The organism is Chitinophaga arvensicola, assembly GCF_900110835.1.
Taxonomy (GTDB): domain Bacteria; phylum Bacteroidota; class Bacteroidia; order Chitinophagales; family Chitinophagaceae; genus Chitinophaga; species Chitinophaga arvensicola.
This window is the reverse complement of sequence record NZ_FOJG01000001.1, coordinates 1,621,702-1,640,395: the sequence shown is the minus strand read 5'-3', so window position 1 is coordinate 1,640,395 and position 18,694 is coordinate 1,621,702. Positions and strand designations below refer to the sequence as shown.

Sequence of the window (18,694 nt, the reverse complement as noted above, 5' to 3'; positions counted from 1 at the left end):
AAGTAATTGTGCACGTAGCAATAAATACGGCCGTAAGATACATATTTCTGCTTTCATTCCAAATAAACAAACGTTTTTTACGTTGCATTTAACGTACAGAATTGTTCTGTAATATTATAAACGGCTGATATTCTTTCCAGTCAGGCTTATAGTCATCGAGTATCATAAATCCCTGCGCATAGTTTCCTAGTACGATATCCAGGTCTCCATCGTGATCATAATCTTTTGCATCCATACAAATCCACCGCCCTTCTTTCTCCAGAGGTGGTGAATGTGGAACAAAAGAAAGCGGTTTATTTCCTCCTTCGAAGAAGATAAACTGCTCGCCCGGCCGGCCACGGAAATCAGCGAAGAAGGCGATAGATGCGATATCTATCCGGCCATCACCGTTGAAATCTGCGGCTATTGCTTTTGTACAGCCATTCACCGGATAGTGCCAATCCAGTGTGTATTTATTGTTTCCCTTGTTTACATAGACGTACAAACCGTGGTAAGGTTTAAGGATCATAGAAAAATCTGCATTATCTCCGCTGGTATAAAGTATATCGGGTTGACCATCGCCATTAAAATCGGCCACCTGAAAACTCGTAGAACCGTACAGGGGCGGGAATCTCAGCAGGTTCACAGAAGTAAAGCCGCCCTTTTTATCATTCTCATATAACCAGATGCCTTCATCACCTGCGGCAAACAATACCATAAAGTCCGTATAGCCGTCATGGTTAAAATCGCCGGTAACTGCATGAATCGCCCCTGGTACTTCGCGGATAGGAATCTGCTGATACGTATGACCGGGCAATTGTTTTAACCAGTACAATCCGCCCTGGTTATGTCCGAAGGCACACACCAGCAGATCGGTCAATCCATCATTGTTAAAATCTGCAGGAACAGTTTGTACCGGACGTTTCAGAAAAGCCATGAGGTCTTTCTGCCGGCTGTCGGGTTGATCCAGCGCAATGCTGGTAATAATACCAGCAGACACATCCAATGCACGCATATTACCTATCTCTGTAACAATTCCCTGTTGCTGCCCGGCGCTGTCTTTCGAAAAAATGATATCAACAGCGGGAGATGGCAATTTCCGGGTGTTTATTTTGCGGAAACTGCTGTCCCATTGCGTTAGTGTACTGGACAGTGCATCACTGGTCACCAGGCTTCCGTTGTCCGGATTAAAAGCCACCAGTGTTGTCCCCACAGGTGAACTATCTGTCACCTGCGGATATTTTGCAGTAAAAAAAGACCAGTCGCGCTGCAATGGCTGCGGCACTTTTGCAGGTGCCAGTTTATCCGGCGCTGCATGCTGATAGTAGGCTACCAGTAATTCCCAGTCCTGGATAGAAATAAGGCCAGGTTTCTCGCCCGGCATCGGTGGGTAATACTCATGCTCCCCCCATACCCTGATGCCCAATTTGGGGGCCATAGCAGGCAATACGTGCTTTACCCAGGTTTCCTTATCCAGAAGTGCAGGAGATACCGGCAAATGACAGCTGGAGCAATATTTCTCGGCCAGTGCCGCTCCCTGTTCTTCTTTAGTGGGTGTATGACAACTGATGGTAACAACAAAGCAGGCAGTGAGTAAAAAAAGTGCGGCAAGATAATACCGGTTCGGAATTGGTTGAATGCGCATCAGTGAATGATTTTAACGGGCATTGTAAAGTACTGAATTGTTGCATAAAAAAACGAATGCAGCGAAAAAGATTCCGCTGCATTCGTTAAGTTATAAAAGCGACAGATCAGGGATGCTAATAATTCGGATTCTGATCAAGGACCCTGGTCCCTCCTACCATCGTGATATCTATCTGACGTTGAGGAATCGGGAAGTATTCATTTTTACCTTTGGTAAAGCTACCTCCTTTCAGGTCATCGGTAATAGCGGATTCATATTTGATAAACGCATTCAGTGATACGTCTGCAATGCCCCAGCGTACCAGGTCGAAGAAGCGGTGACCTTCTGTAGCCAGTTCCAGCTTACGTTCGAAATAAATAGCCTTCAGCGCCTCATCTTTACCACTGAAAGAAGCGTATTCACTGATTTTATAGTTGGCCGCCATTTTAGTAGGATCAAAGCCCTGTAAAGGCAGCGTATCTACTTTGTATTTATGCAGCCAGAACTGAGGATTATCGATCATTCTGTGGCGAACACGGTTTACCAGTTTCAATGCACCGGGAACGTCGCCGTTCTGTGCATGGCATTCTGCTGCCATCAGGAGTACATCTGCAAAACGGATCAGCAATACATTGATAGCAGATCCCGGCGCCCAGGAGTGCGCATCTTTGTACTTGTCCTGGTTAGCCTGCCAGTAAACTGTTTTCTTTGGCGCATAAGGGCCGGCATATTTCTGGTCCCTGATCCAGTTTGCACCCGGGTGATTGCCCCAGTCGTGGTAAGGAATACCACGGCGGCCAACGGTCCAGTCGAGACGTGGATCCAGTGTACCTGTTTCTGGTGTAAACGGCGTAGTAGACACGATACCCTGGTCGTTCTTTACCGGATCTGAGTTGTAGGTATCCAGGTTAGGTAAACCGGTAGTAGCATCTGTGCGGTAAGAATTCACAAGATCCTGTGTAGGCTGGTAAAATCCGCAGCAACCAAACGGGCTGTTATACGGGAAGTTCAGCATTTCACCCTGGTTGGCATTGGCAATGGTATTGGTACCATCGTTTGCTGTCATCTGGATGGCAAACACAGATTCTGCATTATTCTTGGTAGCGGCGTTAAAGTTATCAGAATAATTAGGCACCAGGTCATACTTCAAACCATTGGTGGTTACACCTGAGGCAATGGCGTCGTCGAACAGCGGCATCGCTTCTGTGAATTTGTGCTGGTAGAGGTAAGTCTTGGCGAGATAAATCTGCGCGGCCCATTTATTGGCACGTGCCACATCCGGCTGTGTAGGCGGAAGATTCGCTGCTGCAAATTTGAAATCATCTTCAATAAACGGCCAGATGTCCTTATCGTTTTTAATACGTGGATTCAGGGTGGTATCTGTGATATAAGGTACTTTATTGAACATCTTTTTCAGTTCAAAATAGTAGTGACCACGGAGGAAACGGGCTTCTGCTTCCACTTCCTTTTTTTCCGCTGCGCTCATATCAGTTGCCTGTGCCATTTTCGACAGCACGGTATTACAACGGATCACCCCTTCGTATACTGCTCTCCATTTGGTATTAAAGAATCCATTGGAAGGATCCACGGTGAACTTTGCGATAGGATCGATAGCGGGTTGGTCACCACTGAAACTGCCCTTATGTGCATCGCCACCGGCAACGCTGCCATAAATCCAGTTGGTGGGAGAGGCTTCCCATGGGCCACCACCGCCGAGTGCGGCCTGCGCGGTCTGTTGTCCGTCGAGGGAGGCATATGCGCCTATCAGTAAATAATTGACACCTGCCTTATTGGCTACGATTTCTTCACTGAGAGAGCCGAGCGGTCCACGTTCCAGGAAGCTTTTGCTGCAAGCACTGATTCCTGCTGCCAACGCAAGAATGACACTTAAATATCGTAATGTTTTCATTTTTCTCAATTTTGCTTTTCAGGAAAAAATTATCAGAAGGTTACATTCAAACCGAGCAGATACTGGCGCTGATTAGGATATGCTCCTTCATCCACACCGAAATTGCTGGTACCACCGGTAATTTCAGGATCAATACCTGAGTATTTGGTAATGGTAAACAGGTTTGCTGCCTGTCCATATACCCTGATCTTGCTGATACCGGCTCTTTTTAACACCTGGCTGGGGATAGTATAACCGAGCATGATATTTTTTGCACGCAGGTAAGAACCATTTTCAACGAAATAAGAGTTAGGCACGTTGGAAGTACTGAAAGACGGAGAAGTTTCCTGGATAGGAGCTGTTGCATTCTGGCGGGTAGGCAACCAGGAATCATACAAGGCTGTTTTGCTCTTCGCACCTTCAAAGGAAGGATAGAAGTCTGTCCACCATTTCACCTGGTTCCAGATTTTGTTTCCCTGTACACCATACAGGAACATGCTGAAATCCCATGCTTTGTAAGTAAGACCAATGTTCAAACCGTAGCTGAATTTAGGATTCGGATTACCGAGATAAGTACGGTCTGCTTCTGTAATTCTGCCATCACCGTTTACGTCTGCATATTTAAAACGGCCTGGTTTGGTATCTGTCTGATACACCAGTGAATTGTCTTTGAATTTATCCCGGGTAGATTTGTTGGCAGCATCTATTTCTGCCTGGCTGTTCCAGAAGCCATCTACTTTGTACCCGAAGAATTCACTGATAGATTGCCCGATAGCGTTACGGATGATAAACGTACCATTGAACCTGCGTTGTTCCTGATCGAAGTAAGGAGCAGCGTCTGATATTTTAACGATCTCGTTGTTATAAGTCGTGAAGTTACCGTTCAGGTCCAGTTTCAGATCTTTGGTGATATTAATGTTTCCGGTAGCGGAGAAGTCGAACCCTTTGTTCTTCATTTGTGCCACGTTCACATAAGGAGCAGCGGCAATACCGTAAACACCTGGTAATTCAGGGTTATACAGCAGATCCTTTACTGTTTTGCGGTAGTAGTCTGCGGTGATTTCCAGTACGCCTTTAAACAGGGTTGCATCGATACCGATGTTACTGTTTACGTTACTTTCCCATTTCGCATCGGCGTTACCGATACGGGTGCGGTAGAAGCCTTGTAAAATGCTGTTGCCGGTACCTTTCAGATCATAGAAAGAGTTTCCTTTATCAAATCCATAAACGGTGAAGGAGTTCTGGGGATCCACGTTAATCTGGTTACCCATGATACCCCAGCCACCACGGATTTTCAAATCGGAAATCCAGCTGACGTTCTTCATGAAACTTTCCTGGGAAATACGCCAGGCGGCGCTTACCGCAGGGAAGTTACCATATCTGTTGGAGGAACCGAAGCGGGAAGATCCATCACGGCGGATCAGAGCACCCAGCAGGTAGCGATCTTTAAAGGAATAATCTACCCTCGCAAACAGTGAAAATAATCCATCGGTAAACCTTCCACTGTAGTTGGTAGGGGTACCGCCACCAGTACTAAGATTGGTGAAGTCAGGATTAAAAGAGAAGTAATCAGGAGTAGAACCACCAACGGTACGGCCCTGGTTATCGAAGGCTTCTGTACCGATCAATACTTTTACATCGTGCACCTGGTTGAAATTCTGATGATAGGTCAGGGTATTTGTCCAGGTCCAGTCGTAGCCGCTTCCGGCGTTTTCTGTATACGAGTTCACCTTGTTATTTTCGGCGTTTTCGTATTCAGGTAACGTAAAGGAGTGATTATTGAAAGAGTAGATTTCACCACCGAAGCTGGTACGGAGCGTGAAATGCCGGAGGATGTCTGCTTCTGCAAATACGTTACCCAATAAGCGGTTGGCCAGTGTTTTAGTAGTACCAAAGCGATCCTGGATAGCAACCGGGTTACGGGCATTACCTAAACCTTTACCAAAGCTACCGGCATAATTTCCTTTGATATCATATACCGGGATGATCGGCATTTCGCGGAATGCCATACCAATACCGCTACCTTCTGTGAGGGAAGCGATCTGCGGGTTATTGATCAGGGAATACTCCATGTTTTCTCCCACACGGATATGATCCGTTACGTTGTAGGTGCTGTTGGCACGAACGGCATAACGTTTATTGTAGGTATTTTTCAAAGTACCTTCCTGGTTGAAATAGTAGAAAGAGAAAAAGTAGCTGCCGATATCGCCACCACCTGCAACGGATACGTTGTGACTGGTGATAGGTGCAGGTTTGAATATTTCATGGAACCAGTCGGTACCTGATTTATTAGCTTTTACGATGCGGTGAAAACCGTCCACATCACTGGCTACCTTGTAATTAGGATTTACATAGTAGGTAGATGGGTCTGTGCCCGGATCACCTTCCATGGCGCCCTGCGGGGCGATATAATCCGGCAGGCGGGGAGTAGCACCGGAGCCATATTGTTCGTCATTATAAGTAGGGTTAGGCGTAGTATTGGCGATGGCCATCCATTTCAGGTTGGCCTGTTCCTGCGGACTGAGGATATTCCATACATTTCCGCCTTTAGGACGTTGTGTACCATAATAACCATCATAGGACACCTTTACTTTGTTGGTACCTCTTTTAGTGGTGATAACGATTACGCCATTGGCGGCACGTGCACCATAGATAGAGGCGGCGCCGGCGTCTTTCAACACCTGCATGGTCTGCACATCGTTGGGGTTTACGTCTGTGAGGTTAGAAATCGGTACTCCATCCACTACATAGAGCGGCGTGTTGTTACCGAAGGTATTCACCCCACGGATCTTTACCTGGGGTTCCTGACCTGGCTGGCCGGAACCGAGAATGGTAACACCGGAAACCTGTCCCTGCAGCTGGTTGGCAATCTGGGAAGTAGGTTGTTTTACGAGGTTATCCACCTTTACAATGGATACCGCACCGGTGAGATCTTTCTTTTTCTGGCTGGCATAGCCGGTTACGACTACTTCTTCCAGCGAGCCTACTTTTTCACTGAGTAATACCGTCATAGGACCATTGCCCACCACTACTTCCAGTGGGTCGTAGCCTACAAACGAGAACACCAGTGTTTCCCCTGGTTTAGACAATACATTAAATGTGCCGGCGGGATCTGTGGCGGTACCCCTGTTGGTACCTTTTACAAACACGGTAACGCCCGGCAGCGCATTGCCTGATGCTTTGTCAGTTACTTTACCCGTAACTTTTGTTTGAGCGGAGACATTACTGCTGGCCAATAGCAGCAAGATGCTGCATAGCGCAGCGAGTGCCTGGTAAAATTGCTTTTTCATAACGTGATTTAAGGGAAACGTTTAAGAAAAATTGTTAGAAAATAAGGATTCCTATCTATTCTAATCTTCTTATTGAACAGTCACTACCTTGCATACAGAATCCGTTCCCGCTACGCTGATTTTTTGCGGCAGGTCAATTTTCATAAAATACAAAGCATTAGTTCTCCAGCACTCGTGCATGATGCGCTACACGGGTGAGAAAAAGGAATAAGAGTGCCTGTTCAACAGTTGAGTAAAAACTACTGAATAATGAATAAGACTATAAAACAAACACTATTGATCAAACGATTTTAGATCATAAGGTTGATGTTTAAAAATTTGTGTTTAACGATGGATTTGCTGGTTAATAAAATAAAAACTGTTACAAAAAAAAATAAGTGAGAATCATTTTAACGCTTGTAACAAACATTGCTCTAATCTCAGATTTTGGTTCTCACGTGGAATGACGTAATAATTCGAATATATGACATTATTTTAGCACAGACAAGTGCTCTTTTAACATTTTCTTTAAAAGTGACAAAATTACAGGTTGTCATTCCACTATTCCACACTCACCGGATAAAATAATACAAGGAATATACTTTTGAAATTCTTTTGTGTATGTTTAAGCCTTAATTTTTTAGCGTCATGAAAGTATTGAATGTTGTGTTTTGCCTGATGTTCATCCTGTTTGCGGGATTGCAGTACAATGATCCTGATCCTTATGTATGGATGCCCATTTACCTGTATTCCGCATTACTTTGCGGTATGGCTGCCGGTAACCGTTTTTATCCGAAGTCGTATCTTGCCGGTATACTGGTTTACCTGGTGTATGCTACCTATAAATTCTTTGATCAGAACGGGGTGGAAGACTGGTTCACCAAACATAACGCAGAGAACCTTGCGGAAACCATGAAAGCAACCAAGCCCTGGATTGAAGAAACACGGGAGTTCTTTGGATTGTTCATTTGTATAGCCGCATTAGGGATAAATTATTTTTACTCGAAAAGAAAACGTGCATAATAAAAAAGAGGAAGTATCAAAAATCCCTTCTCCGTGGAGTACGGACTTTTGATACTTCCGTTTTACTTATAAACTCACCTCCTGCGGACCACCATGCAGGGTGATTTCCCTGCCCCGCCAGCGGAATTTTCCGGTAACCCCAAACGGAAGCCTCACAGTACCACTTACACGATTATTTTTAAAGACAAGCCGGACCACTATCAACTCACCATCGGGATGTACCATCACCGCATTCACTGTTGGTGCGGCACCGGGATCGGGTGCAATCAATACTGTTTTGAAACCATAGGAAGTGGATTGGATGCCGGCTGTGATACCCAACAGGAACAGATTAGCCACAGCGGCGGAAGATTGGTAGGCAGCCGTCTGGTTTTGTTCCAGCAAAGAGGTAAGCACCTTTAATTCCGCCGGGAACGTTTCAGTGACCCCGGTTTCCTGCATGGCTTTGAAAATATAATACTTTGCCCGCAGCGATTCGTACGGCGGCGCTTTTTCACTGACTAATCTCTGCATTACATTTTTCACCTGCCTGGGCGGAACTGCCTGTGCCAATACAGCCATCGCATTTGTATAGCGGGAAAACGATTTCCGGGCAGGTGTTTCCGCATATAATCCCTTTGCGGCGTCATAGCACTGCTGATACCATACTTCTCTTAATTTATCGGCTGTACGGGCGTATATCAGCGAATCTGCGGATTTATCACAATAACCGGCTATCAACGCTGCCTGTCGCAATGCGTAGAGATATTCCCCGGTGATGGGTGACAAAGCAGTACTATCACTGTAAGGCATACTGCCCGGCAGGCCCGTTGCCGGGTCCTGGTAGCGGTCTACCCAGTCGAGGATACTCCGGATACCGGGGTAAAACTGCTTCGCCAGTGATTTATCGGCTTTATACAACAAGTAATCCTGTACCGCCCCGATCCAGCTCAGTGCATCTGTCACCGATACCATCCGGTCGTCCGACGGATAACGGGAGCGCATCAGTCCTTCCGGGATGCGCGACTGATCTGTTTGCACCAATGCATTTCTCAGCAGGTGATCATCTCCGGAAAAATAAGTAAGGGCAAGCCCCTGGATACGCGCGTCCTGTATATATTGCAGCTGCTCCTGGAAAGGATCATTGTATAAGTTGTCCTGTGCGCCCGTGAGGGCAGCTCTCTTACCGGCAGCCCACAGCGAGTCGGTAGCCGGGGTGGCGGTAAAGGAAGATTTATCCTGCAACCCGTACTGCGTATATACGTTATAGTAATCGTGCAATACCAATGGCGCTTTTCCTGTTTCAATATCCAGTTGTACATACCGGAAGCTGCGATAGCCACCGGAGCGGAATTTGCGGCGCAAGCCACCATCGGGACGGATCACATCCTGCACTATCGTACTGCTGGTATAGGCCGGCTGATAACTTATTTTAATTCCTGCGTCGAGTCCTCCGCTGATCAACATTTCCGGGAACCCGGTGGTTTGTTGTCCGGCATCCAGCACAAGATGTACTTTTCGTTTAGCCGGAATGGTTAGCGGCGCTGTTCCTTTCAGCCAGGTCGCTTCCGGGGTGATGCCCTGCGTTGTTACGAGGCTATGGAAAGACTGCCGCTCCTGTTGCAATCCACCCAGGGGAGAAGGTGTCAGTAAACGCCAGCCATTGGCGCTGCGACCCTGCAATAACGGCTGCGATACCACCACAGCCGTTGCCCAGGCACTGTCTTTATACGCCGGCTGTTCCCATCCCCAGGGATGGTATTGTGCCATCACGCTATCGCCGGGAGCGGCACCGTAAAAGGAGGTACTTTTCACCGGCAGCGGATGTACCGACTCATCTTCCAGTACACGCCAGGAGGTAGATCCGGTGTTGATAATAGCGGCTTCGCGGGAACTATGGCCTTGTATCAGCAAGGCTGTACCCTGACTGAATTGTCCACGGGGTTTATAGGGGCCCGCGTTGGTTACTTCTACAGCGATCACATTGGCGCCATATTTCAGTTGCGGACCAATATCGATGGTTTCGTAATACCAGTTGGCCGGGTCTGAGCGGGCCGGTCCCGTTCCGGCAAATTGCCCGTTTACATATAAACGGTAATGGTTGTCGGCTGAGAGATGAATGATAAATGGTCCCGAATAATTGAGCAACTGAAATTCTTTACGGAAAAGATATACGCCATAGGCGGCCGGAACAGCATTCTGGTCCGCAATCCAGCGGGCATCCCATTGGGCGGGATTATGCGCCGGAGCGTCCTGCGCGGCCCCCATAAGGGTAAAACCCAGGAGTGCCGGCAGCAACAGGCATTGCAGCAGATATTTCATAGCATAAGGATTGTAGGTAGTCAGGATATTCCCTACAAATATATTAAAATTATTAATAAGATAAGTTGACGCAGGTAACCGCCTGTAGCCCCGGAAAAAATGTTCGTATATTCATCTCCCTAAAAATACCCACCGATGAAGAAAAATGCTATCCAGCCCGATCCCGGATATTATACCCGATATATCAGCCTGGTGCCGGATCTGGCTATTCACGCTGCTTTGGAATGGTCATTAAACGCCCTGAACGAACTGGATGCACGAGCGCTGGAACCATTGGGTAACTATGCCTATGCTGAGGGGAAATGGACATTAAAAAATGTACTGGAACATATTACGGATACCGAACGGATTTTCTCTTACCGTGCGTTGCTGTTTGCCCGGAAAGATGGCCAGTTTCCACCTACTATGGAACAGGACGACTATGCCGCCAACGCGGAGATAGATCACCGCAGTGTTGCCGAAATACTGGCCGAACTGAAGGCCGTACGCAGCGCCACTATCACGCAGTTTCATAACTTCTCTGCGGCTGCGCTGCTAAGAACGGGTATGAGCTGGAAAACAGAAATGTCTGTACTCGCACTTGGGTTTACCATTATCGGCCACCAGGTACATCATTTTAATATACTCCGGGAAAGGTACTTCCAGCACAATTCTAACATGGAAGTTAGTAGTTAACAATTTCTACTCCTCTTCTTTAGCTCCCTTGCCGCCACTAGTTTTGCCAGCATAAAATCATTCATTATGAAACGTCTGGAAAACAAAATAGCCCTGGTAACAGGAGGAAGCAGGGGTATGGGCGCCGCCATTGTAAAGCGCCTGGCGGGAGAGGGTGCCACCGTTGTGTTTACCTATGTAAAAGGAGCCACCGCAGCCAATACGCTGGTGGAAGAATTAAGTGCCAAAGGAGAGAAAGCCTCCGCTATAGCGGCCGACAGTGCCGATGTAAATGCAGTTGTCGCCGCAGTGGATCATACTATCACTACGCACGGCCGCATAGACATACTCGTTAACAATGCCGGTGTCGCTGTTATGAAACCGTTTTCGGATTATACCCTGGAAGATTACGAACAAACCATGGCTGTTAATACCCGCGCTGTTTTCGTAGCCACCCAGGCCGCCACCAAACACATGGAGAAAGGAGGAAGGATCATTACTATCGGCAGTTGCATGGCGGATCGGGTTGTAGGCCCTTATGGCACCCTGTACAGCATGAGTAAATCGGCTCTTACCGCCTTTAACAAAGGCCTGGCCCGCGATCTTGGTGCAAGAGGTATTACTACCAACCTGGTACAGCCAGGACCGGTAGATACGGACATGAATCCGGCCGACGGCCCCCATTCCGACTTCCAGCGGCAGCATATCGCCCTGGGACATTATGGCCAGGCAACAGATGTGGCCGACCTGGTGAGTTTCCTGGCTGGTCCGGAAAGCGGCTATATCAATGGTTCTGCCCTTACTATCGACGGCGGATTAAACAGCTAAACCACTTACATCATAAAAGGAAAGGGGAAGATCAATGATCCTCCCCTTTCCTCTTTTATATGGAAAAATTTGGCAGAATGAAAAATACAACTACCTTTGTTGTATAAACAACAGTTGTAAATGTAATTATGAAACTGGAAGAGGAACTGAAACAAACGAGATTTAAGGACGAATACCAAAAAGCCATGCTCAATATCATCTTTACCGGTAATTGGCTGGAGGTAAGCGCTAATCAGGCGTTGAAGCAGTATGACCTGTCTGCCCAGCAATTCAATGTATTACGGATACTTCGCGGGAGCAGTCCCCGCGCATTAAACCTGCTGGATATCCAGGAGCGTATGATGGACAAAATGAGCAATGCCACCAGGCTGGTGGAGAAATTACGCCAGAAAGGATTATTGACCCGTGAGCAGTGCGACAGCAACCGTCGTAAAGTAGAAATTGAGATCACAGAAAAGGGCAAGGCTTTATTACGCGAATTGGATCCTATTATGGAGAAGAATCACCGGGAAATTACCAAAAAACTGACCCCGGAAGAAGTGGCTACCATCAGCGAATTGCTGGACAAACTCCGTAGTTGATTTTTTTTGCCTCAACTGTTGTATATACAATAAAGGTACAAACGACAATAAATATACCCTTATGTTTAAACGATTACTTCGAACAGACGACAACCTTACTTCGTTTATAGTTCGTATCACCGTAGCATTGGTGATGTTACCACATGGCGCACAGAAATTACTGGGCTTATTCGGAGGCTATGGTTTTAAAGCCACCATGGGCTATTTCACCTCACAGGGAACACCTGCTATCCTGGCGTTCCTGGTAATATTCACTGAAAGCATCGGCTCCCTGCTGATCCTCTTCGGCTTTACCACCAGGATCTGGGCAGCCATGCTCACCGTGATTATGCTGGTGGCCATGAACATACATTCAGCTAACGGGTTCTTTATGAACTGGGGCGGCACACAGGCAGGAGAGGGATTTGAATATCACCTGCTGGTGATCGGTATCAACATCGCCCTGATCATTAAAGGCGCCGGCCGCTGGTCTGCCGACCGTCAACTTTCCAGATAACAATTTATTCAACTCAATAAAAAAGCAATCATGAAGAAAAGTTTCTTTTTCACCACCCTCCTGGTTTTAGCCAGTATCGTCACTTTTGCACAGGTAAAATGGAATGCGGATCCTGCGCATACCAGCATCAACTTTGGTGTAAAACACCTTGGACTGAGCTATGTACAAGGCCATTTCACCAAATTCAATGGCACCATTGAAACCGCCGACAGCACTAATTTCCAGAATGCAAAAATAGACTTCACCGTAGATGCTACCAGCATCTCCACTGGTGTAGATCAGCGTGATGGTCACCTGAAAACAGACGACTTCTTCAATGTGGCAGAATATCCTTCTCTCACCCTGAAAAGTGTTTCCTTTAAGAAAGTAGCAGGCGACAAATATGTACTGTTAGCAGATCTTACTATCCGCAACACTACAAAACGTGTAACCTTCGACGTTACTTACAACGGTGTAATTAAAGATCCATGGGGTTTAAGAAGAGCAGGGTTCACCGCTAAAGCGACTATTAACCGTCTTGATTTCGGTGTAAAATATGCAGACAAATTACCTTCCGGTGTGTGGGCAGTAGCTCCTACTGTTGATATCACGGTGAACTTAGAAGCAGTAAAGCAATAGTTACAGATTAGATAGTGTTTTGAGTGTCGGTCCCGGTGTAAGCCGGGACCGTTTTTTATTTTATCTAACTGATGTGAACATTAAGTTTGTTCTGTACAAACTGCTTTTCTTTTTTCCTGATCGACTTATCTGTTCTAATAAAATGTTCCCTCCTTTTCTCCACCAGCCGATACCAGTAATCGGCCGGGATAGCACGATTGGAATGCAACTCCAATCTGACTGTTACATAATCAGGCGGGTCACGTTTTAAATTAATTAACTGGCTTAACAGTGTTTCATCTATGCTGATCTCTTCTGCAAATACTTTCCTTTTCTTCTCCAATAAACTCACATATTCACTCAAAAAATAGCCAAATGACAAATCCGGATTAAAGGTATTTCCATTGATATAGTCTTCCAATTGGAAACGGAGGCTTAACAGACCACTGATCAGCTTGTCCTTATCCGAGGCTTCCTGTCGCCGCTTCTTCCTTGCCTCCGCCAGCAGCAGCGCCGCTTCTTTCTTATGCTGTTGAGAGAGCTTTACCGGAAAAACAAAAGACGCTTCCAACTCATCCTTAGATTTCTGAATTTTTGATTTCTTCTGGCTCATAAAACCAATTGAACTAAAACATCTATAGATACTCCTGATGATTTTGCTATGATCTTCATCCTTGAAATTACAAATAAATTGGCATTTTTTGCCAACTTTATCGCATTAAAAAAGGCCATTCCTGATGGAACAGCCTTTTATATCCTTCAATCATTTTATTTCTTCTTCGCTTTCTTCTTCACATTCGCCGCCGCTCTTTTCTTCACTTTCTTCTCCAGCTCCGCCATCTCTTTATTATGTTCATCGAGCAGCAGCTGCCAGTTATCGTTGGGTACATCTTCAGAGAAACTGATTGTTTCACGGTAATCATCTTTATTGATCTTCATTTCCGTGATCGGCTTACCCAGGAATTTCTGGATTTCTTCCAGCACCGGTTTTTCTTCCGTGCTGCAGAAGGAAACTGCCTGTCCTTTCTGCACACCACGGCCGGTACGACCCACCCGGTGAACATAATTTTCAGGTACATCCGGCAAATCGTAGTTCACCACGTAGTCTACGTTAGGGATGTCGATTCCTCTTGCATTTACATCGGTGGTCACCAGTACTTTGATTTCTCCCTTTTTAAAGATATCCATTACATCCAGGCGATCGCCCTGTTCCTTGCCACCGTGCATGGTGAGGGATTTGATGCCAATACGGGCCATGGCGGCCATCACACGTTCTGCGCGCACTTTGGTACGTACAAATACAAGAATTTTACTTTCAGGGAATTCCTTGATCAGGCGTTCCAGGAAAAAGCGTTTATCGTCCATTTCCACAAAGGCCACGGCGTGACTAACGTTTTTAGCCACCGGATCTTTGGGAGATATCTGTATGCGGATAGGATTATTCACAACAGAATAGGCCAGGTCCTTAATGTCTTTGTTCAGGGTGGCGGAAAAAAACAGCGTCTGATGCTCGCGGGGAATATGTTTGATCACATCGCGGATATCGCGGATAAAACCGAGATCCAGCATATGATCCGCTTCATCGAGCACAAGGGTGCTCACCTGGCTCAGGTCAATATGTCCCTGGTTGATCTGGTCGAACATACGGCCAGGAGTGGCAATCAGTACGTCTACGCCTTTCTCCAGTACTTTGATCTGCGGTCCCTGATCCACCCCGCCTACAAGAGCAAGGATGCTCAGGTCGGTGTACTGGGCGATCGACTGAAACACTTCTGCAATCTGGATGGCCAGTTCCCGGGTGGGCACCATTACCAGGCATTTTACTTCGTATTTATCTTTACGGTAGCGGCGATCCTCCTTCTGCAGGCGGTGCAGGATGGGAATGGCAAAAGCGGCGGTTTTACCGGTACCTGTCTGCGCAATCGCCATTACATCGTCTCCGTTCAGGATAGAGGGAATCGCCTTGAATTGTATATCCGTAGGCTTTTTAAAGCCCATTTCTTCCAGGCTTTCCTTTATTTCTGAGGAGATATTATATTGTTCAAATTTCATGTGACTTCATTAGCAGCCACAAAGATAGCCAATAGCAGCAAGCTTTCCTTCTTTAACAAAATGCGGCGGAACAAGAAGGATGTCCTTTCTGCTCCGCCGCATTTATACTTTATCTGTGGGAAAGCTATTCTTTCACCAGTTGTATTTCCATATTCAGCTTCACCTCATCGCTGAGTACAATACCACCTGCTTCGGTGGTGGCATTCCAGCGCAGGCCATAATCGGCGCGATGGAGGCGGCCTTTGAGGGCAAAACCTGCTTTCGTTTGTCCGTAGGGATCCACGGTAACACCGCCATGTGTCACTTCCAGTTCAATAGGATGTGTTTCTCCTTTAATCGTCAGATCACCCAGTAATTTATACTGTTCGTCATCGATCTTTTTTACTCTTTTGGAGACAAAGCTGATCTTGGGGTGATTCGCTGCGTCAAAAAATTCGCCATTGCGCAGATGTTCATCGCGCTGCCTGTTCTGCGTATCGATACTATCTGCCGCTGCTTCAAAAGAAATAGTAGCGTCATGAAAGTCGTCGCTGTCCGTCTGGATCGTCCCGGTGAAACGGGTAAAATATCCACTCACGTTTGTAATCATGAGATGTTTAACTTTGAATCCTATTTCACTGTGTGATTCATCAATTTTCCAGTTTGCCATAGCACATTGTTTTTTATGTTTTCAAAGACCTTATAAAAGTAAGTGTAAACCCGTTCACTTGCGTTGGACATTTTACCGGAAATGATGGACGATTGTAACATTAACATTTCTTTATAATACCCACATAAATTATTATAATTAATTTAAATTTATGTACAATTACCATTAGAAGATGCCATTCACAATATCACACGCAGCGATAGTTGTTCCCTTTACCAATACCTCCCGGCAATACCTTTCTGCCACCGGTCTGATTATCGGCAGCATGGTACCGGACTTCTACTATTTTATTTTACTGAATCCCTATTTTAACAGCGGCCATCAGTGGTGGGGAATTTTCGTATATGATATACCGTTAGCACTGCTACTGGCCTGGCTATACCACCAGGTGGTAAAACCTATGCTGCTGCCTTACCTGCCGGCATGGGCAGGTACGAGGCTACAGCTGTTCCGCACATTCAACTGGAACAGTTATTTCCGTCAGCATTACTGGGTAGTGCTATCTTCTATTATACTTGGCGTACTCACCCATTTCTTTCTGGATGCGTTTACACATGGAGAAGGCGGATTTGTTACCCACCTTGCGTTCCTCCAAAAGGATATCATAGTGGTACAGCATCCGATGAAAATGTGGTATCTCATGCAGTACCTCAGCTCCGTTGCCGGATTACTGATCCTGCTGTACTTTTTTCTGAAGATCCCACGGGTAAACAGTCTCCCGAAAAAAAGTACTGCTCAGCAGGCCTTTTTCTGGACGATGGTAACTGTTATAAGCGGAGTGGTATTGATTGTTAATGAATACGTCCATCACATTCCCTGCAAAGGAATGGATTATCTCGCCGTAGCGCTGGGCGGCGTTTTCTACGGACTGCTATTCACGGTAGGCTGGTACCGCTATTATTCGTCCCGGTCTGAACGATAGCACCATTCCATCTGCAGTGTATGCAGCATAGCTTTATATTTTTCCTGGCGGTTGGTGCCTGCATATACGCCATTTACCTGCCCGTTTTGCTCCGTGGAAAACACCAGGATATCTTCAAAATCGTTGGTAAAGAATCGCAACAATTGGTTGGATACACCCGGTTGCTCCTGCCAGTTGGCGGTAACAGCAGCGATGCGCTCCGGGGTCAGGTCTTCTTCCAGGTCCGTAAAAGCGGTATGGGTAAGTCCGCCCAGGGCGCCGTTCCACCAGGCCATCGACAATAAAAAATGTTCCGTGGTATCAGCATCCATAAACCATTCCTGGCGTGCACTATCGTAAGTGCCATACACCGGCGGATTGGGAGCCGGCAGGTCTGCTTTCGCAATACCCCATAACACCACTGCCTGATTCTCCTCATAAAAAACCAGGTGATCATCTTCCGAAAAACCAATTTCCCCCAGAGAGGTTAACCGGTTAAAACTGTCGTTCACCATTTTATTCTTACCTACTGAAAGATAATACTGGCGCAGCGACGCAGGTAATTGTACCTGTAAACGGCGCTCCAACAGGGCAATTTCAGCTTCGTCATAACCGTGATTGACATCTTCCGGTAAGTTGTATAATTTGTGGATGATTTGTAGATAGTGCATGATAAAACAAACATACAAAGGAAAGTTGATATCCGGATGATCACTATCTTCCGCTACCGGCACAAAAATATTTCTGCCTGCCTGTAAGTTTTTGCCTCCGATTACAACTAACCCTGATAAATACCCTTTCATGGACCAACCCGCATTTCTCGATACAATACAGCAGCACCAGGGCATCCTGCATAAGTTGTGCCGCCTGTACCGCGATACCCGGGAAGACAGGGAAGACCTTTTCCAGGAAATGATCTACCAGTTATGGAAGTCCTATTCCTCCTTTCAGGGCCATGCCAGGATCAGCACCTGGATATACCGGATTGCACTGAATACCGCACTGGCAGACTTCCGCCGGAAGAAGCCACACATTACCTATACCGACCAGTTACCGGAACTACCCACAGGTAGCCACGGCGGCACCAGTCCGCAACAGGATCAACTGTTTGCCGCACTGAAACGGCTCAACGATGCAGAAAAGGCCATCATCGCCCTGTACCTCGAAGATATGAGCTACCAGGAAATTGCAGAGATCACCGGTATCGATGAAAACTATGTAGGCGTTAAACTCAACCGGATTAAAAGCAAGATCAAAAACATGCTAAAATTATAACCACATGGATCCTTTAAAAGCAGCCTGGGACGCTACTCCCGCCCCCCACCGGACCATTACCGACCTGCAGGGCATCATCCGAAAACACACTTCACCGGTACTAAAAAGAATCCGGACGCAAATGATCATTGAAGCCATCGGTTATGTAGCCTTTCTGTTGGTATACTATGACTTTTTCGACGGCGACAAAAAGCCTTTCTATCTCAATGCCCTGCTGGTATTTTCCGTAGCCTGCATGCTGGCCAATAACGTTATCGGCTATAGAATGGCCACCCATCCCGGAGAGGAAAATAATTTACTGGATCATATGCGGCAAAAACTGCGGGCAATCAGGATATACGCAGCATGGGCCATCTGCACAAAAGTACTGGGATTTGCAGGCGTCATGACTTTCCTGCTGGCCGGCATTCAATGGAACGGGTCTAAATATGCTACGCTGTTCGCACTGGCACTCATTATGGCAATGCAGGTATATGCCAACTGGAAGATCTGGCGTGGCCGGATAAAACATATCCGCCAAACAGTAGAGGAGCTGAGTCGCTGATTATTTTGTCCCTTCAAAACACCTTTCCATCCA

General features: G+C 46.5%; 17 protein-coding genes. 9 read left to right on the top strand and 8 right to left on the bottom strand.

The window, feature by feature from the left end; all coding sequences use genetic code 11:
* Positions 1-88 precede the first annotated feature (88 nt).
* From BMW79_RS07015 to BMW79_RS07005, 3 genes are all read right to left on the bottom strand, one after another.
* On the bottom strand, positions 89-1,624 hold the full coding sequence (locus BMW79_RS07015; protein ID WP_089892377.1) for an FG-GAP-like repeat-containing protein: 1,536 nt from the start codon (positions 1,622-1,624) through the stop codon (positions 89-91).
* Between the two features lie 115 nt (positions 1,625-1,739).
* Positions 1,740-3,512: a RagB/SusD family nutrient uptake outer membrane protein gene (locus BMW79_RS07010; protein ID WP_089892375.1), complete on the bottom strand. Its 1,773-nt coding sequence runs from the start codon at positions 3,510-3,512 to the stop codon at positions 1,740-1,742.
* A 32-nt stretch (positions 3,513-3,544) separates the two neighbouring features.
* Positions 3,545-6,781, bottom strand: coding sequence for a SusC/RagA family TonB-linked outer membrane protein (locus tag BMW79_RS07005; RefSeq protein WP_089892372.1), 3,237 nt, complete (start codon positions 6,779-6,781; stop codon positions 3,545-3,547).
* Between the two features lie 627 nt (positions 6,782-7,408).
* On the opposite strand from BMW79_RS07005, the gene BMW79_RS07000 reads away from it, so the two are divergent.
* Complete coding sequence (locus tag BMW79_RS07000) at positions 7,409-7,783, top strand: transmembrane 220 family protein (RefSeq protein WP_089892370.1); 375 nt, start codon at positions 7,409-7,411, stop codon at positions 7,781-7,783.
* A 66-nt stretch (positions 7,784-7,849) separates the two neighbouring features.
* Here the strand turns inward: BMW79_RS07000 and BMW79_RS06995 are convergent, their stop codons facing one another.
* Positions 7,850-10,084 carry an alpha-L-rhamnosidase N-terminal domain-containing protein gene (locus BMW79_RS06995; RefSeq protein WP_089892367.1) on the bottom strand — a complete coding sequence of 745 codons (2,235 nt, stop codon included), beginning with the start codon at positions 10,082-10,084 and terminating at the stop codon, positions 7,850-7,852.
* A 135-nt stretch (positions 10,085-10,219) separates the two neighbouring features.
* On the opposite strand from BMW79_RS06995, the gene BMW79_RS06990 reads away from it, so the two are divergent.
* From BMW79_RS06990 to BMW79_RS06970, 5 genes are all read left to right on the top strand, one after another.
* Complete coding sequence (locus BMW79_RS06990) at positions 10,220-10,759, top strand: DinB family protein (RefSeq protein ID WP_089892364.1); 540 nt, start codon at positions 10,220-10,222, stop codon at positions 10,757-10,759.
* Between the two features lie 66 nt (positions 10,760-10,825).
* Entirely contained in the window at positions 10,826-11,566 is a 741-nt protein-coding gene (locus tag BMW79_RS06985; protein ID WP_089892361.1) for an SDR family oxidoreductase, read from the top strand.
* A gap of 128 nt (positions 11,567-11,694) precedes the next feature.
* Positions 11,695-12,147 carry a MarR family winged helix-turn-helix transcriptional regulator gene (locus BMW79_RS06980; RefSeq protein ID WP_089892359.1) on the top strand — a complete coding sequence of 151 codons (453 nt, stop codon included), beginning with the start codon at positions 11,695-11,697 and terminating at the stop codon, positions 12,145-12,147.
* A 61-nt stretch (positions 12,148-12,208) separates the two neighbouring features.
* Positions 12,209-12,643, top strand: a complete 435-nt coding sequence (locus BMW79_RS06975; RefSeq protein ID WP_089892356.1) for a DoxX family protein — start codon at positions 12,209-12,211, stop codon at positions 12,641-12,643.
* A 30-nt stretch (positions 12,644-12,673) separates the two neighbouring features.
* Complete coding sequence (locus BMW79_RS06970; RefSeq protein ID WP_089892353.1) at positions 12,674-13,261, top strand: YceI family protein; 588 nt, start codon at positions 12,674-12,676, stop codon at positions 13,259-13,261.
* Between the two features lie 64 nt (positions 13,262-13,325).
* Here the strand turns inward: BMW79_RS06970 and BMW79_RS06965 are convergent, their stop codons facing one another.
* From BMW79_RS06965 to BMW79_RS06955, 3 genes are all read right to left on the bottom strand, one after another.
* On the bottom strand, positions 13,326-13,853 hold the full coding sequence (locus BMW79_RS06965) for a hypothetical protein (protein WP_089892351.1): 528 nt from the start codon (positions 13,851-13,853) through the stop codon (positions 13,326-13,328).
* Positions 13,854-14,008: 155 nt separating this feature from the next.
* Complete coding sequence (locus tag BMW79_RS06960; RefSeq protein ID WP_089892349.1) at positions 14,009-15,292, bottom strand: DEAD/DEAH box helicase; 1,284 nt, start codon at positions 15,290-15,292, stop codon at positions 14,009-14,011.
* Between the two features lie 124 nt (positions 15,293-15,416).
* Positions 15,417-15,941 carry a YceI family protein gene (locus tag BMW79_RS06955; RefSeq protein WP_089892346.1) on the bottom strand — a complete coding sequence of 175 codons (525 nt, stop codon included), beginning with the start codon at positions 15,939-15,941 and terminating at the stop codon, positions 15,417-15,419.
* 172 nt (positions 15,942-16,113) lie between these two features.
* On the opposite strand from BMW79_RS06955, the gene BMW79_RS06950 reads away from it, so the two are divergent.
* Positions 16,114-16,863 carry a DUF4184 family protein gene (locus BMW79_RS06950; protein WP_089892343.1) on the top strand — a complete coding sequence of 250 codons (750 nt, stop codon included), beginning with the start codon at positions 16,114-16,116 and terminating at the stop codon, positions 16,861-16,863.
* Here BMW79_RS06950 and BMW79_RS06945 read toward each other — a convergent pair.
* On the bottom strand, positions 16,839-17,645 hold the full coding sequence (locus BMW79_RS06945; protein WP_089892340.1) for an SMI1/KNR4 family protein: 807 nt from the start codon (positions 17,643-17,645) through the stop codon (positions 16,839-16,841). The genes BMW79_RS06950 and BMW79_RS06945 overlap by 25 nt on opposite strands.
* Here BMW79_RS06945 and BMW79_RS06940 point away from each other — a divergent pair.
* Both BMW79_RS06940 and BMW79_RS06935 read left to right on the top strand, forming a co-directional pair.
* Complete coding sequence (locus tag BMW79_RS06940) at positions 17,644-18,117, top strand: RNA polymerase sigma factor (protein WP_089892337.1); 474 nt, start codon at positions 17,644-17,646, stop codon at positions 18,115-18,117. The genes BMW79_RS06945 and BMW79_RS06940 overlap by 2 nt on opposite strands.
* Before the next feature lie 4 nt (positions 18,118-18,121).
* On the top strand, positions 18,122-18,661 hold the full coding sequence (locus BMW79_RS06935; protein ID WP_089892334.1) for a hypothetical protein: 540 nt from the start codon (positions 18,122-18,124) through the stop codon (positions 18,659-18,661).
* The last annotated feature ends 33 nt before the right edge of the window (positions 18,662-18,694 follow it).

Coding starts and splice junctions, on each gene's coding strand:
- BMW79_RS07015 (WP_089892377.1), bottom strand. CDS start 1,624: ATGCGCATTCAACCAATTCCGAACCGGTATTATCTTGCCGCACTTTTT.
- BMW79_RS07010 (WP_089892375.1), bottom strand. CDS start 3,512: ATGAAAACATTACGATATTTAAGTGTCATTCTTGCGTTGGCAGCAGGA.
- BMW79_RS07005 (WP_089892372.1), bottom strand. CDS start 6,781: ATGAAAAAGCAATTTTACCAGGCACTCGCTGCGCTATGCAGCATCTTG.
- BMW79_RS07000 (WP_089892370.1), top strand. CDS start 7,409: ATGAAAGTATTGAATGTTGTGTTTTGCCTGATGTTCATCCTGTTTGCG.
- BMW79_RS06995 (WP_089892367.1), bottom strand. CDS start 10,084: ATGAAATATCTGCTGCAATGCCTGTTGCTGCCGGCACTCCTGGGTTTT.
- BMW79_RS06990 (WP_089892364.1), top strand. CDS start 10,220: ATGAAGAAAAATGCTATCCAGCCCGATCCCGGATATTATACCCGATAT.
- BMW79_RS06985 (WP_089892361.1), top strand. CDS start 10,826: ATGAAACGTCTGGAAAACAAAATAGCCCTGGTAACAGGAGGAAGCAGG.
- BMW79_RS06980 (WP_089892359.1), top strand. CDS start 11,695: ATGAAACTGGAAGAGGAACTGAAACAAACGAGATTTAAGGACGAATAC.
- BMW79_RS06975 (WP_089892356.1), top strand. CDS start 12,209: ATGTTTAAACGATTACTTCGAACAGACGACAACCTTACTTCGTTTATA.
- BMW79_RS06970 (WP_089892353.1), top strand. CDS start 12,674: ATGAAGAAAAGTTTCTTTTTCACCACCCTCCTGGTTTTAGCCAGTATC.
- BMW79_RS06965 (WP_089892351.1), bottom strand. CDS start 13,853: ATGAGCCAGAAGAAATCAAAAATTCAGAAATCTAAGGATGAGTTGGAA.
- BMW79_RS06960 (WP_089892349.1), bottom strand. CDS start 15,292: ATGAAATTTGAACAATATAATATCTCCTCAGAAATAAAGGAAAGCCTG.
- BMW79_RS06955 (WP_089892346.1), bottom strand. CDS start 15,941: ATGGCAAACTGGAAAATTGATGAATCACACAGTGAAATAGGATTCAAA.
- BMW79_RS06950 (WP_089892343.1), top strand. CDS start 16,114: ATGCCATTCACAATATCACACGCAGCGATAGTTGTTCCCTTTACCAAT.
- BMW79_RS06940 (WP_089892337.1), top strand. CDS start 17,644: ATGGACCAACCCGCATTTCTCGATACAATACAGCAGCACCAGGGCATC.
- BMW79_RS06945 (WP_089892340.1), bottom strand. CDS start 17,645: ATGAAAGGGTATTTATCAGGGTTAGTTGTAATCGGAGGCAAAAACTTA.
- BMW79_RS06935 (WP_089892334.1), top strand. CDS start 18,122: ATGGATCCTTTAAAAGCAGCCTGGGACGCTACTCCCGCCCCCCACCGG.